This window comes from Pseudomonas sp. NyZ480, from assembly GCF_029537255.1.
Taxonomy (GTDB): Bacteria; Pseudomonadota; Gammaproteobacteria; order Pseudomonadales; family Pseudomonadaceae; genus Aquipseudomonas; species Aquipseudomonas taiwanensis.
On sequence record NZ_CP120626.1, the window covers coordinates 4,340,933 to 4,355,626 of the forward strand.

Consider the following 14,694-nt stretch of genomic DNA (forward strand, 5'->3'; position numbering starts at 1 on the left):
ACACCAGTCGCACAATCTTCAGGAGGAACCACCATGTCATTGAGCGTCTTCGACCTGTTCAAGATCGGCATAGGCCCCTCCAGCTCCCACACGGTCGGCCCGATGCGCGCCGCCGCGCGCTTTGCCGAAGGGCTGCGCCGCGACGACCTGTTGAGCCACACTGTCAGCGTCAAGGCCGAGTTGTATGGCTCGCTAGGCGCCACCGGCAAGGGCCACGGCAGTGACAAAGCGGTATTGCTCGGCCTTGAAGGCGAGCACCCCGATACCGTCGATACCGAATCCATCCCCGCCCGCCTGCAAGCGATCCGCGACAGCGGTCAACTGCGCCTGCTGGGCGAGCACGACATCGCGTTCATCGAAAAACAGCACCTTGCGATGATCCGTAAACCGTTGGCATATCACCCCAACGGCATGATCTTCCGCGCCTTCGATGCAGCCGGATTGCAAATCCGCAGCAGGGAGTACTACTCGGTGGGCGGCGGTTTCGTCGTCGATGAGGACGCGGCAGGCCACGACCGCATCGTCGAGGACCGCACGGTCCTCACCTACCCTTTCAAGACCGCCAAGGCGCTGCTCGGTCATTGCGTCGCACAGCAGATGCCGGTGAGCCAGGTCATGCTCGCCAACGAGTCCGCCTGGCGCCCGGAAGCCGAGACCCGTGCGGGGCTGCTGCGCATCTGGCAAGTGATGCAGGACTGCGTCGCGGCCGGCTGCCGCCATGAGGGCATCCTGCCCGGCGGGCTGAAGGTCAAGCGCCGGGCCCCGGCGCTGTACCGTCAACTGAGCAGCAACCCGGAAGCCAGCCTGCGCGATGCGCTGTCGGTGCTCGACTGGGTCAACCTCTATGCCCTGGCGGTGAACGAAGAAAACGCCTACGGCGGGCGAGTGGTCACTGCGCCGACCAACGGCGCAGCAGGCATCGTCCCAGCGGTGCTGCATTACTACATGCGCTTCATCCCCGGTGCCAGCGAGGACGGCGTGGTGCGCTTCCTGCTCACCGCCGCTGCCATCGGCATCCTCTACAAGGAGAACGCCTCGATCTCGGGCGCCGAGGTTGGCTGCCAGGGCGAGGTCGGGGTCGCCTGCTCGATGGCGGCCGGTGCCTTGTGCGAGGTGATGGGCGGCACCCCGCAGCAAGTGGAGAACGCCGCCGAGATTGGCATGGAACACAACCTGGGTCTGACCTGCGATCCCATTGGCGGTCTGGTCCAGGTGCCTTGCATCGAACGCAACGCCATGGGCTCGGTGAAGGCCATCAACGCGGTGCGCATGGCTTTACGCGGAGACGGGCAGCACTACGTGTCACTCGACAAGGTCATCCGCACCATGCGCCAGACCGGCGCCGACATGAAAAGCAAGTACAAGGAGACCGCCCGAGGCGGTCTGGCCGTCAACATCATCGAATGTTGACCCGACAAACAACTAAGGAGTCATCGATGTCCGAAACACTGCTCAAGACCCCGCTGCACGCTCTGCACCTCGAATTGGGCGCGCGCATGGTGCCGTTCGCCGGCTATGACATGCCAGTGCAGTACCCACTGGGCGTGCTCAAGGAGCACCTGCACACCCGCGAGCAGGCCGGCCTGTTCGATGTTTCGCACATGGGCCAGATCATCCTGCGCGGCAGCGATGCGGCCAAAGCCCTGGAAACCCTGGTGCCCGTGGACATCGTCGACCTGCCAGTAGGCATGCAGCGCTATGCCATGTTCACCAACGCCCAAGGTGGCATCCTCGATGACCTGATGGTCGCCAACCTGGGCAACGATGTGCTGTTCCTGGTGGTCAACGCTGCCTGCAAGGACCAGGACCTGGCTCACCTGCAAGCGCACATCGGTAACCGCTGCGAGGTGCAACCGCTGTTCGAGGAACGTGCCCTGCTGGCCCTGCAAGGCCCGGCCGCCGTCGAGGTGCTGAAACGCCTGGCGCCGGAAGTGGCCGACATGACCTTCATGCAGTTGCGCTCGGTCAAGCTGCTGGGTGAAGACTGCTACGTCAGCCGCTCGGGCTATACCGGTGAAGACGGTTATGAAATCTCGGTGCCAGTCAACGCTGCCGAAGCCTTGGCCCGCCGCCTGCTGACCGAGCCGCAGGTGCAGCCTATCGGCCTGGGTGCGCGGGACTCGCTGCGCCTGGAAGCCGGGCTGTGCCTGTACGGCCACGACATGGACACCGAGACCACGCCGGTCGAAGCCAGCCTGCTATGGGCCATCTCCAAGGTCCGCCGCGCCGACGGTGCACGCGCAGGTGGTTTCCCCGGTGCCGAACGGGTTTATGCCCAACAGCAGCAAGGCGTGGCACGCAAGCGGGTCGGCTTGCTTCCCCAGGAACGCACTCCGGTACGTGAAGGGGCGGAGATTGTCGACGCCAACGGCAAGACTGTCGGCAAGGTATGCAGCGGCGGCTTTGGTCCGACACTCGGTGCACCGGTGGCCATGGGTTATGTCGATAACGAACACAGCGCTATCGATACGCCTCTGTTTGCCGTTGTCCGCGGCAAGCAGGTTGCCCTGAAAGTCAGCAAAATGCCTTTTGTTCCGCAACGTTACTATCGCGGTTGAAAGCCCTGGGGAGAGGTTCGACATATTCGTTTTCGAACCTGTCCAATAACTTTTGAACATGGCGCCAGGCCAGGCGCCATGCCGTTTCCGACAATTTGGTCGGTTATCGGCAAATCGCTGATTTCCTACAGTGCGAAGGGCTTGTTTTTCTCTCGGGAGTTGGCGTAGAGTCACAGCACTGTGTTTGCATGGGTCGCAACAGTTCGTGACCTGGGCCAGTAGCCGCAATTTGCTACAACCCGTTCGACGTCTCTTACTTTCCTGCAACCCAGCCCAGTACTCTTTCACCCCGAATTATGTGAAAGAAACTGTCATTAAAAATTTAAGCTTCATAGGAAATAAGACAATGGCTGAGCGTCAGAACGGTACCGTCAAGTGGTTCAATGACGAGAAAGGTTACGGCTTCATCACCCCAGAAAGCGGTCCGGATCTGTTCGTACACTTCCGCGCTATCGAAGGCAACGGCTTCAAGAGCCTGAAAGAAGGCCAAAAGGTCACCTTCGAAGCCGTGCAAGGCCAGAAAGGCATGCAGGCTGACAAGGTTCAGGTCGCCGGCTAAGCCGAACCCGACTTCGAAGAAAAGCCCCTGCCAAGTGCAGGGGCTTTTTTTTGCCCGTAGAATACCGGCTTCGCCATTCGGAGCTGCAACGCATGTCCAAGCCTCTGCTCACACCCCAGGGAGATTTCCCACCCGCAGGCCTCGGCCGGCGCCTGGCGGCGATGTTCTATGACTTTCTGTTGTGTACGGCCCTGCTGATCGTCACCGCAGGCGCCTACAAGATGATCCAGATGAGCATCATCGGTGAAGCCCGCATGCGTGAACTGACCGATGCCGGCGCACTGGATGGAGACCCGCTGCTGTCGACGATTCTGCTGTTCGCGCTGTTCGGCTTCTTCGCCAAGTTCTGGACCCATGGCGGGCAAACCCTGGGCATGCAGGTGTGGGGCGTGCGGGTACAGAACGCCGATGGCAGCGCCATTAGCCTGTGGCAGGCGCTGTTGCGCTTCGTGGTGTCGATCGCTTCGTGGCTGTGTCTGGGGATGGGGTTCTTCTGGGCGCTGATCGACAAGCGCAAGCGCGGCTGGCATGACATCTATTCCGAGACACAGTTGGTGCGGGTGCCGAAGCAGAAGAATTGATCGGTAGCGTTCGGGTGTAGGCCGTGAAGGATAGGGTGTCCGATAGGTCGAGCGCCGCCCGCGCGGCGCATCGCGAGCAAGGCTCGCTCCTACGGTTATTTCGGGCCAGCTACACCTGTGGGATTTGCGCGCGACCGCTTTGGTGCAAGGCACAGTATCGCGGGCGTCTGTAGGAGCGAGCCTTGCTCGCGATGCGCCGCGCGGGCGGCGCTCGATCCGGCACACACCGCAACACTCACGGCATGCACCACTGACCTCAACCAGCTCTGCGCAACAGCCACAAACCGGCCACCGCACAGATACCGGCGGGGATCACCACCGCCAGCAGCGGCGGGAAGCCGAACACCTGGCTCGAAGGGCCAAGCAGGTCCTGGCCAATGCGGAACACGAAGCCCACCAGCACACCGGTAAATACCCGCTGTCCCAGGGTCACAGAGCGCAGTGGGCCGAAGATGAAGGAAATCGCCATCAGCACCAGCGCCGCGGTCACCGCCGGCTGCAGCACCTTGGTCCAAAACGCCAGCCAGTAACGCGCGTTGTTCAGGCCCTGGTCGGACAGGTAATGGATGTAGTCCCACAGCCCGGTGATCGACAGCGATTCAGGCGCCAGCACCACGGTGTTGAGCAGTTGCGGCGTGACCGAGACATCCCAACGCTCCTGCGGCGCCTTCACCACTTCAGTGTGGTCGCCACGGAAATACGTGGTGCTGACGTCGCTGAGCACCCAGTGATCCTGGTTGTATTGCGCACGGCGGGCGAAGCTCGACGTGATGATCTTGCGCTCGTTGTCGAAGCGGTAACGGGTCACGCCCAGCAGCAGGCCGTTGGGCTGCACGGCGTTGATGTGCACGAACTCGTCACTCTGACGGTGCCACATGCCGCGCTTGGAACTTTGTGCCTCTCCCCCGCCTTGGGCCAGGGAACGGTCGGCCTGGGCCTTGTTTTCGGTGACCGGCGCCACGTACTCGCCAATCAGGAGGCCCACCAGCATCAGCACCAGCATCGGCTTCATCACCGCCCAGACGATACGGCCGATGGAAACGCCAGCGGCGCGCATGATGGTCAGCTCACTACTGCTGGCCAGGCTGCCCAGGCCGACCAGGCAGCCGATCAGCGCGGCCATCGGCAGCATTTCGTACAGACGACGCGGTGCGGTCAGCAGGACGAAGTTACCTGCCTCCATCACCGTGTAGGTGTCGCTCAGGTCGCCCATCTCGTCGATGAAGGCAAACAGCGAGGCCAGGCCGAGGATGATCCCCAGCACCGCCAGAATGGCCAGCAGCACGCTCTGGCCGATATAGCGATCGAGCTTAGCCATGGGCCACCTCCGCACGACGGGCAGCGCGCTTGAGGCGCAGCGGTTCCCAATACATCAGGCCCAGGCCGATGAGCAGGAACAGTCCATGCACCCACCAGATACCCAGGCCAATCGGCAACTTGCCCTTCTCAAGGGCGCCACGTACGGAAATCAGCATCGTCAGGTAGGCCATGTACAGAAGAATCGCCGGCAGCAGCTTGAGGAAGCGGCCCTGGCGTGGGTTGACCTTGGCCAGCGGCACTGCCAGCACGGTCACGATGAACACCAGGATCGGCAGCGACAGACGCCATTGCAGCTCGGCGCGCTCACGCAGGCCTTTCTGACCGATCAGTTGGGAGGTCGGGATCGCTTCGCGCTCGGTCACTTCCTCGCTGACTTCAGGCTTGGGTAGCAATACGCCGTAGGTGTCGTACTTGATGGCACGGTAGTCAGCCTGGCCAGGGTTGCCGTCATAGCGATAGCCATTTTCCAGGATCAGGTAGCGGTTGCCGTCGGCCTGCACTTCCTGGTGACCTTTCTCGGCGACCAGCACCGAAGGAGCGCGGTCCTTGGTCTTGTCCTGGTTGAAGCGTTTCTCGGAGATGAACACGCCACCCAAGTTGATGCGGTCGTCCGAAAGCTGCTCGGTGTAGGTCACCCGCGAGCCATCACGCAAGGTCTGGAAACGCCCCGGCACCAGGGTGTCGAATTCGGTCAGCGCGTCCTGCTGGCTGATGATTTGCTGCACCTGGGCAACGCCCAGCGGCGCAAGGCTCAGGCTCAGCCACGCGACCAGCAATGCCACCAGCGCCGCCGGGGCCATGGTCAGGCCCAGCAGGCGCTGCTGGCTCATGCCGGTGGCCGACAGCACGGTCATCTCGCTTTCCAGGTATAACCGGCCATAGGCCAGCAGGATGCCGAGGAACAGGCCCAGTGGGAGAATCAGCTGCAGGAAACCCGGCAGGCGGAAACCCATGATCAGGAACAGTACACTCGGGTCGAGCACGCCTTGGGCGGCCTGGGCCAGGTACTTGATGAAGCGCCCGCTCATGATGATCACCAGCAGCACAGCGCTGACGGCGCTCAAGGTCACCAGGACCTCGCGGGACAGATAACGAAAGACGATCAAACCAGACACTCCTGGGTTGTCAGGGGCGGACTGCCAAACAATGGCGCCAGACTATGACGTAGTACAGCCAGACCAATGCTGGTTCGCCAAAGGCGAACCTCCATAAAAGTGCGCGCATTATCCTGTGATTGACCGCGCCTGTCACTTGGCCGCGCATGAAGCCGCACGTCGGGGTTGTCAGCACGCTTGTCGCAGGCTCAAACTGGCAGCTTTTCCACTGGCACGCGACCACGCGGCCAAGCCTGCCCGGCGCACGCGAACATTCAGCGCCTACGGTAAAGATCATTCGGGGACCCTGACATGGAACTGGTTGTAAAAAGCGTAGCTGCTGCATCTGTGAAAACCGCAACGCTGGTCGTACCAGTAGGCGAAGGTCGTAAGCTCGGCGCTGTCGCCAAGGCCGTCGACCAAGCCTCCGACGGCGCCATTGCTGCCCTGCTCAAGCGTGGCGACCTGGCCGGCAAGCCTGGCCAGACCCTGCTCCTGAACAGCCTGCCAGGGCTCAAGGCCGAACGCGTGCTGCTGGTTGGCAGCGGCAAGGAAGAAGCCCTTGGCGATCGCGCCTGGCGCAAGCTGGTAGCCAGCGTGGCCGGCGTGTTGAAAAACCTGGGCGGCGGAGATGCCGTACTGGCCCTGGACGACATCGCTGTCAGCAACCGCGACGCTCACTACGGCAAGTACCGCCTGCTGGCCGAAACCCTGCTCGACGGCGAGTACGTGTTCGATCGCTTCAAGAGCCAGAAGGCTGAGCCGCGGGCCCTGAAGAAAGTCACCCTGCTGACCGACAAGGCCGGCCAGACCGAAGCCGAGCGCGCCGTAAAGCACGCCAGCGCCATCGCCACCGGCATGGCCTTCACCCGCGACCTGGGCAACTTGCCGCCGAACGTCTGCCATCCAAGCTACCTGGCGGACCAAGCCAAGGAGCTGGGCAAGGCACACAAGTCGCTGAAAGTCGAAGTGCTGGACGAGAAGAAGATCAAGGACCTGGGCATGGGCGCCTTCTATGCCGTGGGCCAGGGCAGCGACCAGCCTCCACGGCTGATCGTGATGAACTACCAGGGCGGCAAGAAAAGCGAGAAACCCTTCGTGCTGGTCGGCAAGGGCATCACCTTCGACACCGGCGGCATCAGCCTCAAGCCTGGCGCCGGCATGGATGAAATGAAGTTCGACATGTGCGGTTCGGCAAGTGTGTTCGGCACCCTGCGCGCAGTGCTGGAACTGCAACTGCCGATCAACCTGGTGTGCCTGCTGGCCTGTGCCGAGAACATGCCTAGCGGCGGCGCGACTCGCCCGGGCGACATCGTCACCACCATGAGCGGCCAGACCGTGGAAATCCTCAACACCGACGCCGAAGGCCGCCTGGTGCTGTGCGACACCCTGACCTACGCCGAGCGCTTCAAGCCTCAGGCCGTGATCGATATCGCCACCCTGACCGGCGCCTGCATCGTCGCCCTGGGCAGCCACACCTCGGGACTGATGGGCAACAACGACGAGCTGATCGATCAATTGCTCGACGCCGGCAAGCGCGCCGACGACCGCGCCTGGCAGCTGCCACTGTTCGATGAATACCAGGAACAACTGGACAGCCCGTTCGCCGACATGGGCAACATCGGCGGCCCAAAAGCCGGCACCATCACCGCAGGGTGCTTCCTGTCGCGCTTCGCCAAGGCCTACAACTGGGCGCACCTGGACATCGCCGGCACCGCCTGGATCAGCGGCGGCAAGGACAAAGGCGCCACGGGTCGCCCGGTTCCATTGCTGACGCAGTACCTGCTGGACCGCGCCGGCGCCTGAAACCGTGAAACCGGTGGCGCCCAGTGCGCCACCGGCCGGTAGACCAAACCATGAGCAAAGTCGATTTCTACATCCTGCCCACCGACGCCTTGTCGGCACGCTTGGATTTCGCCTGCAAGCTGTGCGAGAAGGCCTGGCGGCTCGGCCATCGCGTCTACCTGCATTGCCAGGACGCCGAACAACGCGACGAGCTGGACCTGCGCCTGTGGCGTTTCAAGGGCGAGGCTTTCGTGCCTCACGACCGGGCCGAAGCGCATGCCGATGCCCAAGTGGCCTTGGGCCTGGCTGACGATGCAGGCGACCACCGCGACCTGCTGATCAACCTCGGCGCCTCGGTGCCAGGGTTCGTCGACCAGTTCGAACGGGTTGCCGAGATCGTCGTCGAGGAGCCTGGCATCCGCCAGTCAGCGCGCGAACGATTCCGTTTCTACCGCGAACGGGGCTATGCTCTGCAAGACCACCGCTTACAGCGACTTTGACGACGATGGACAAGCCTTCCGCCCCACCCGATTCCGCCCATCTGCTCGACGACCTGGAGTCGATTCGCCAGCTGCTGGGAGATGCCAATCTGCAACCGCCTCTGCTGACCGAGACGGTGGAACAGATTCCGCTGTTGCTTGATGTACCGGCAGGCAACCCGCCGGTCGAACCCGAGCCTGTGCCTGCAGCCACCGCGGATGACCCGCAGACCCGCCGCCAGGACACGCTGCTGCACCTGGAAAGCGAGTTGCGCGCAGCCGCGCAACAGATCATGCAGGACGTGATCAACGACTTTACCCCGCATATCGAGACCGAAATCAAGCGCCGGCTGGATGCGCGCATGGAACGCCTGATCAAGCGCTCCGAGTAAGGTCCACGTCTCGCGGCGCCCCTTCGCGGGTAAGCCCTCTCCCACCGGCAGGCGCCTGCGCGGTCCCGATGGGAGCGGGTTTACCTGCGAAGCAGGCATCGCCGCGCCAACAGATGACAGAGGCGTGTCGCTTGCGGCCCCCACCTTGGTTATACTTCCCGGCTTTCCCGAATAAATGCCATAGGGTCCCGCCGCGCATGGATAAGACCTACCAGCCGCACGCCATCGAAACTTCCTGGTACAACACCTGGGAGTCCGAGAACTATTTCGCCCCGCAAGGTGCAGGCGAGTCCTACACCATCATGATCCCGCCGCCGAACGTGACGGGCAGCCTGCACATGGGCCACGGCTTCAACAACGCGATCATGGACGCCCTGATCCGTTTCCGCCGTATGCAAGGCCGCAACACCCTGTGGCAGCCAGGTACCGACCACGCCGGTATCGCCACCCAGATGCTGGTCGAGCGCCAGCTCGAGGCCAAGGGCCAGAACCGTCATGACCTGGGCCGTGAAGCCTTCCTCGAGAAAGTCTGGGAATGGAAAGAGCAGTCCGGCGGCAACATCAGCCGTCAGATCCGCCGCCTGGGCTCGTCCGTGGACTGGAGCCGCGAGCGCTTCACCATGGATGACGGCCTGTCCGAAGCGGTCAAGGAAGCCTTCGTACGCCTGCACGAAGACGGCCTGATCTATCGCGGCAAGCGCCTGGTCAACTGGGACACCAAGCTGCACACCGCCATCTCCGACCTGGAAGTCGAAAACCACGACGAGAAAGGCCACCTGTGGAACCTGCGCTACCCGCTGGCCGACGGCGCCAAAACCGCTGAAGGCAAGGACCACCTGGTCGTTGCCACCACCCGTCCGGAAACCCTGCTGGGCGACGTGGCGGTTGCCGTCAACCCGAACGACGAGCGCTATCAGGCGCTGATCGGCAAGTTCGTCGAACTGCCGTTGGTCGGTCGTCGCATTCCGATCATCGCCGACGACTACTGCGACCCGGAATTCGGCACCGGCTGCGTGAAGATCACCCCGGCCCACGACTTCAACGACTACGAAGTCGGCAAGCGCCACAACCTGCCGCTGCTCAACATCTTCGACAAGAACGCCATGGTGCTGGCAAGCGCCCAGGCCTTCAACCTCGACGGCTCCGTCAACGAGCAGATCGACACCCGCCTGCCTGCCCAGTACGCCAACCTGGACCGTTTCGTCGCGCGTAAGCAGATCGTCGCCGACCTGGACGCCCAAGGCCTGCTGGTGAGCATCGATGACCATGCCCTGAAAGTGCCGAAAGGCGACCGTTCGGGCACCGTCATCGAGCCATGGCTGACCGACCAGTGGTACGTTTCCACCAAGCCGCTGGCAGAACCTGCCATCGCCGCGGTCGAAGATGGCCGTATCCAGTTCGTGCCCAAGCAGTACGAGAACATGTACTTCTCGTGGATGCGCGATATCCAGGACTGGTGCATCAGCCGCCAGCTGTGGTGGGGCCACCGCATCCCAGCCTGGTACGACGAGACTGGCCAGGTCTACGTCGGCCGCAACGAAGAAGAAGTCCGTGCCAAGCACAACCTCGGCGCCGACGTGGTGCTGCGCCAGGACGACGACGTGCTCGACACCTGGTTCAGCTCGGGCCTGTGGACCTTCTCCACCCTGGGCTGGCCGGAGCAGACCGAGTTCCTGAAGACCTTCCACTCCACGGACGTGCTGGTCACCGGCTTCGACATCATCTTCTTCTGGGTTGCGCGCATGATCATGCTGACCATGCACCTGATCAAGAACGAAGACGGCACCCCGCAGGTACCGTTCAAGACCGTCTACGTGCACGGTTTAGTGCGTGACGGCCAGGGCCAGAAGATGTCCAAGTCCAAGGGCAACGTACTGGACCCGCTGGACATCGTCGACGGCATCACCCTCGACGCCCTGCTGGAAAAACGCACCAGCGGCATGATGCAACCCAAGCTGGCCGAGAAAATCGCCAAGCAGACCAAGGCCGAGTTCCCGGAAGGCATCGCCAGCTACGGTACCGACGCCCTGCGTTTCACCTTCTGCTCGCTGGCTTCCACCGGTCGTGACATCAAGTTCGACATGGGCCGCGTCGAGGGCTACCGCAACTTCTGCAACAAAATCTGGAACGCCGCCCGCTACGTGCTGGACAAAGGCGAGGACTGCGGCCAGAACGGCGAAGCCGTCGAGCTGTCGCTGGCCGACCGCTGGATCATCTCGCAGCTGCAGCGCACCGAAGCCGAAGTGACTCGCCAACTCGAGCAGTTCCGTTTCGACCTGGCCAGCCAAGCCCTGTACGAGTTCATCTGGAACCAGTACTGCGACTGGTACCTGGAGCTGTCCAAGCCCGTGCTGTGGGACGAGAACGCCCCGGTCGAGCGTGCCCGTGGCACTCGCCGTACTCTGGTTCGCGTGCTGGAAGTGGCCCTGCGCCTGGCCCACCCGTTCATGCCGTTCATCACCGAAGAGATCTGGCAGCGCATCGCGCCGCTGGCAGGCATCCAAGGCAAGACCATCATGCTGCAACCCTGGCCGGTGGCGAACGAAGAACGCATCGACGTCGCCGCCGAAGGCGATATCGAGTGGCTGCAACAGCTGATGGTCGGCCTGCGCAACATCCGCGCCGAGATGAACATCGGTCCTGGCAAGCCGCTGCCGCTGTTCCTCAAGAACGCCAATGCCGACGATCAACGTCGCCTGCAGGAAAACGAAGCACTGCTGAAGAAGCTGGCCAAGGTCGAGTCGTTCACCGTTCTCGGTGAGCAGGACGAAGCCCCGCTGTCGGCCACCGCGCTGGTGGGTGACCTGCAGGTGCTGGTACCGATGGCCGGCCTGATCGACAAGGACGCCGAACTGGCTCGCCTGAACAAGGAGATCCAGCGTCTACAAGGCGAAGTGGCCCGTGTGGGTGGCAAGCTGTCCAATGCCGCCTTCGTCGACAAGGCACCGCCTGCAGTGATCGAGAAGGAGCGCGCCAAGCTGGCCGAGTCCGAGCAGGCCCTGGCCAACTTCACCGAGCAGCATGCGCGGATTGCAGCGCTGTAACCTGACATTGCTGATCTGACCGGCGAGGGCTTCGCCCTCGTTCGCGGCCAAGGCCGCTCCCACAGGAATGAGGCTGCCTTGAAGTAGCACCACTATCCTGTGGGAGCGGCCTTGGCCGTGAATGGGCCGCACAGCGGCCCTCTGGCCAGCGCAAGCAACACCGGACCCGAGCATGACCCCGAACAAACCCACCCTGCACCCGCGCAACCGCCACCAGGGCCGCTATGACTTCCCCAGCCTGATCAAGGCCCACCCTGACCTGGCCCGTTTCACCATCACCAACCCCTACGGCAAACCCAGCATCGACTTCGCCAACCCCGAAGCCGTGCGGGTGTTTAACCGCGCCCTGCTCAAGGCACAGTACGGCATCCAGCACTGGGATATCCCTGCCGACTACCTGTGCCCGCCGATTCCAGGCCGCGCCGACTACATCCACGTCGCCGCCGACCTGCTGGCCGAGGATAATGCCGGCGACATCCCCAAGGGCGCCCAGGTGCGCGCACTGGACATCGGCGTCGGCGCCAACTGCATCTACCCCCTGCTGGGCCACAGCGACTATCGCTGGCGCTTCCTGGGTTCGGACATCGACCCCGTGGCCCTGGCCTCGGCCAAGGCCATCGTCCAGGCCAATGGCCTGAGCAAGGCAATCGCCCTGCGTCAGCAGGCCAACCGCAAGCGCATCCTCAGCGGCCTGCTGCAAGAGGACGAACGCTTCGACCTGACCCTGTGCAACCCACCTTTTCACGCTTCACGCGACGAAGCCACCCGTGGCAGCCAGCGCAAATGGAAGAACCTGGGCAAGCAGGATCCCCAGCGTAGGTTGCCTGTGCTGAACTTCGGCGGACAGAACAACGAGCTATGGTGCGAGGGCGGCGAGATCCGCTTCGTCACCCAGCTGGTCGAGGAAAGCGCGCAATACGCCGAGCGAGTGCTGTGGTTCACCAGCCTGGTGTCCAAGGCCAGCAACCTGCCTGGCATCGAGGCCGCCCTGAAGAAGGTCGGAACCAAGGCCGTGCGTATCGTCGAGATGGGCCAGGGACAGAAGCAGAGCCGCATGGTCGCCTGGAGCTTCCAGGATGACGCAGCGCGCCAGGCCTGGCATGCGCGGCGTAAATCGCAGGCATGAAAAAACCGCGCCCGGACAAGCCGGGCGCGGTTTCATCAAGACATCGACAATTACTTGTTGATGGCGTCGGTCAGGGCTTTGGCCGGAACGAACTTGACGACTTTCTTGGCAGCGATTTCGATGGCAGCGCCAGTCGAAGGGTTGCGGCCAGTGCGGGCAGGACGCTCGGAGACTTTCAGCTTGCCGATGCCTGGCAGGGTGATCTCAGCGCCGTTTTCCAGTTGGTCAGCAACGATCTGGCCCAGTTGCTCCAGAGCGTTTTTAGCGGTGGCTTTTGGCGCGGCGATCGATTCGGCGATGTCGGCAATCAGTTGGTCTTTGGTCAATGCCATGATGGTGTTCCTTCCCTAAAAAATTCAGAGGTTATGCAGCGTGCTACGTCGTTATCGGGCCAGCCCCTGAATACTGGAGGGCCGCGCCAATCGCGTATGTAGATTCGAAAATCGGCGTTTGGTTCGACACGACGCCAGCAACTGCCAGCAATGCGCCACTTCAGGGGGCGCAAGACCGCGCAAAGCTACCACAGGAATGGATAAATATCCGCTGCCAACTTTGATTTTGTGCTGGTTTTTCGGGGGTTTAGCCCGAAAACGCACAAAATTGAACAAAAAACGAACAACAGGCATTTACGCCAACATCTGGCCACTGCATCACCGGTTCACTCAGGTAAACTTGGCGACTTTGCAGCGCGGCCATGCACCGCCCAACCCCATTCGAGAATTCCATGCCAATCCGTCATTGCATCGTTCACCTGATCGACAAGAAGCCCGATGGCAGCCCCGCCGTGCTCCATGCACGTGATAGCGAGCTTGGCGCATCGGACGCCATCGAAAACCTGCTGGCCGACCTCAACGACAGCTACAACGCCAAGCAAGGCAAAGCCTGGGGCTTCTTCCACGGCGAGTCCGGCGCCTATCCGCTCAGCGGCTGGTTGAAGCAGTACCTCGATGGCGAGAAAGACTTCACCGCCTTCAGCCGGGTGGCAGTCGAACACCTGCAAAAACTGATGGAAGAATCCAACCTCTCCACTGGAGGGCACATCCTCTTCGCCCACTACCAGCAAGGCATGACCGAGTACCTGGCCATCGCCCTGCTGCACCACAGTGAAGGCGTGGCGGTGAACGCCGAGCTGGATGTCACCCCTTCACGCCACCTGGACCTGGGCCAACTGCACCTTGCCGCCCGCATCAACCTGTCCGAGTGGAAGAACAACCAGAATTCCAAACAGTACATCTCGTTCATCAAGGGCAAGAATGGGAAGAAGGTTTCGGATTACTTCCGTGATTTCATCGGCTGCCAGGAAGGGGTCGACGGCCCAGGGGAAACCCGCACCCTGCTCAAGGCATTCAGCGATTTCGTCGAGAGCGAAGACCTGCCTGAGGAATCCGCACGCGAGAAGACCCAGACGCTGGTCGAGTACGCCACCACGCAAACCAAGCTCGGCGAACCTGTCACACTGGAAGAGCTGTCCAGCCTGATCGACGAGGACCGCCCCAAGGCGTTCTACGATCACATTCGCAACAAGGACTACGGGCTCTCGCCGGAGATTCCGGCCGATAAGCGCACCCTCAATCAGTTCCGCCGCTTCACGGGTCGCGCCGAGGGGCTGTCGATCAGCTTCGAGGCGCATTTGCTGGGAGACAAGGTGGAGTATGACGAGGCGGCCGGAACCTTGATCATCAAGGGCCTGCCAACGCAGCTGGTCGATCAGCTCAAGCGACGCAAGGACTGACAGGGCCGGGCCAGTCAAGGGCCC

The 14,694-nt window shown here is 62.4% G+C and carries 13 protein-coding genes; 10 read left to right on the forward strand and 3 right to left on the reverse strand.

What is annotated here, in order from left to right; all coding sequences use genetic code 11:
- Positions 1 to 33: 33 nt before the first annotated feature.
- From P3R38_RS19925 to P3R38_RS19940, 4 genes are all read left to right on the forward strand, one after another.
- Positions 34 to 1,410, forward strand: a complete 1,377-nt coding sequence (locus P3R38_RS19925) for an L-serine ammonia-lyase (RefSeq protein ID WP_023382115.1) — start codon at positions 34 to 36, stop codon at positions 1,408 to 1,410.
- 26 nt (positions 1,411 to 1,436) lie between these two features.
- The gene (gene gcvT / locus P3R38_RS19930) at positions 1,437 to 2,558 is read left to right on the forward strand and encodes a glycine cleavage system aminomethyltransferase GcvT (protein ID WP_104881318.1); all 1,122 of its coding nucleotides are present in this window, start codon (positions 1,437 to 1,439) and stop codon (positions 2,556 to 2,558) included.
- Between the two features lie 346 nt (positions 2,559 to 2,904).
- Positions 2,905 to 3,117, forward strand: coding sequence for a cold-shock protein (locus P3R38_RS19935; RefSeq protein WP_003257941.1), 213 nt, complete (start codon positions 2,905 to 2,907; stop codon positions 3,115 to 3,117).
- A 92-nt stretch (positions 3,118 to 3,209) separates the two neighbouring features.
- Positions 3,210 to 3,698 (forward strand): RDD family protein, encoded by a 489-nt coding sequence (locus P3R38_RS19940; RefSeq protein ID WP_023382117.1) that lies wholly within the window; start codon positions 3,210 to 3,212, stop codon positions 3,696 to 3,698.
- Positions 3,699 to 3,954: 256 nt separating this feature from the next.
- On the opposite strand, the gene lptG is transcribed toward P3R38_RS19940, so the two are convergent.
- Both lptG and lptF read right to left on the reverse strand, forming a co-directional pair.
- Positions 3,955 to 5,016 (reverse strand): LPS export ABC transporter permease LptG, encoded by a 1,062-nt coding sequence (gene lptG, locus P3R38_RS19945; RefSeq protein WP_277686531.1) that lies wholly within the window; start codon positions 5,014 to 5,016, stop codon positions 3,955 to 3,957.
- Positions 5,009 to 6,124 (reverse strand): LPS export ABC transporter permease LptF, encoded by a 1,116-nt coding sequence (lptF, locus tag P3R38_RS19950; protein WP_023382119.1) that lies wholly within the window; start codon positions 6,122 to 6,124, stop codon positions 5,009 to 5,011. Before lptF ends, lptG begins: the two co-directional genes overlap by 8 nt.
- 300 nt (positions 6,125 to 6,424) lie before the next feature.
- Here lptF and P3R38_RS19955 point away from each other — a divergent pair, with 300 nt between their 5' ends.
- From P3R38_RS19955 to rlmF, 5 genes are all read left to right on the forward strand, one after another.
- Entirely contained in the window at positions 6,425 to 7,918 is a 1,494-nt protein-coding gene (locus P3R38_RS19955; protein WP_277686532.1) for a leucyl aminopeptidase, read from the forward strand.
- A gap of 50 nt (positions 7,919 to 7,968) precedes the next feature.
- Entirely contained in the window at positions 7,969 to 8,397 is a 429-nt protein-coding gene (locus tag P3R38_RS19960; protein WP_023382121.1) for a DNA polymerase III subunit chi, read from the forward strand.
- Positions 8,398 to 8,402: 5 nt separating this feature from the next.
- Complete coding sequence (locus P3R38_RS19965; RefSeq protein WP_277686533.1) at positions 8,403 to 8,768, forward strand: DNA polymerase III subunit chi; 366 nt, start codon at positions 8,403 to 8,405, stop codon at positions 8,766 to 8,768.
- A gap of 197 nt (positions 8,769 to 8,965) precedes the next feature.
- Positions 8,966 to 11,812, forward strand: a complete 2,847-nt coding sequence (locus P3R38_RS19970) for a valine--tRNA ligase (RefSeq protein ID WP_023382123.1) — start codon at positions 8,966 to 8,968, stop codon at positions 11,810 to 11,812.
- Positions 11,813 to 11,984: 172 nt separating this feature from the next.
- Complete coding sequence (rlmF, locus tag P3R38_RS19975; protein WP_023382124.1) at positions 11,985 to 12,938, forward strand: 23S rRNA (adenine(1618)-N(6))-methyltransferase RlmF; 954 nt, start codon at positions 11,985 to 11,987, stop codon at positions 12,936 to 12,938.
- 50 nt (positions 12,939 to 12,988) lie between these two features.
- Here rlmF and P3R38_RS19980 read toward each other — a convergent pair whose 3' ends face one another.
- Entirely contained in the window at positions 12,989 to 13,270 is a 282-nt protein-coding gene (locus P3R38_RS19980) for an HU family DNA-binding protein (protein WP_023382125.1), read from the reverse strand.
- A 392-nt stretch (positions 13,271 to 13,662) separates the two neighbouring features.
- On the opposite strand from P3R38_RS19980, the gene yejK reads away from it, so the two are divergent.
- On the forward strand, positions 13,663 to 14,670 hold the full coding sequence (gene yejK, locus P3R38_RS19985) for a nucleoid-associated protein YejK (protein WP_023382126.1): 1,008 nt from the start codon (positions 13,663 to 13,665) through the stop codon (positions 14,668 to 14,670).
- Positions 14,671 to 14,694 lie beyond the last annotated feature (24 nt).

Excerpts from the sequence above, each read along its gene's own strand:
- P3R38_RS19925 (WP_023382115.1), top strand. The coding sequence starts at position 34 with ATGTCATTGAGCGTCTTCGACCTGTTCAAGATCGGCATAGGCCCCTCC.
- gcvT (WP_104881318.1), top strand. The coding sequence starts at position 1,437 with ATGTCCGAAACACTGCTCAAGACCCCGCTGCACGCTCTGCACCTCGAA.
- P3R38_RS19935 (WP_003257941.1), top strand. The coding sequence starts at position 2,905 with ATGGCTGAGCGTCAGAACGGTACCGTCAAGTGGTTCAATGACGAGAAA.
- P3R38_RS19940 (WP_023382117.1), top strand. The coding sequence starts at position 3,210 with ATGTCCAAGCCTCTGCTCACACCCCAGGGAGATTTCCCACCCGCAGGC.
- lptG (WP_277686531.1), bottom strand. The coding sequence starts at position 5,016 with ATGGCTAAGCTCGATCGCTATATCGGCCAGAGCGTGCTGCTGGCCATT.
- P3R38_RS19955 (WP_277686532.1), top strand. The coding sequence starts at position 6,425 with ATGGAACTGGTTGTAAAAAGCGTAGCTGCTGCATCTGTGAAAACCGCA.
- P3R38_RS19960 (WP_023382121.1), top strand. The coding sequence starts at position 7,969 with ATGAGCAAAGTCGATTTCTACATCCTGCCCACCGACGCCTTGTCGGCA.
- P3R38_RS19965 (WP_277686533.1), top strand. The coding sequence starts at position 8,403 with ATGGACAAGCCTTCCGCCCCACCCGATTCCGCCCATCTGCTCGACGAC.
- P3R38_RS19970 (WP_023382123.1), top strand. The coding sequence starts at position 8,966 with ATGGATAAGACCTACCAGCCGCACGCCATCGAAACTTCCTGGTACAAC.
- rlmF (WP_023382124.1), top strand. The coding sequence starts at position 11,985 with ATGACCCCGAACAAACCCACCCTGCACCCGCGCAACCGCCACCAGGGC.
- P3R38_RS19980 (WP_023382125.1), bottom strand. The coding sequence starts at position 13,270 with ATGGCATTGACCAAAGACCAACTGATTGCCGACATCGCCGAATCGATC.
- yejK (WP_023382126.1), top strand. The coding sequence starts at position 13,663 with ATGCCAATCCGTCATTGCATCGTTCACCTGATCGACAAGAAGCCCGAT.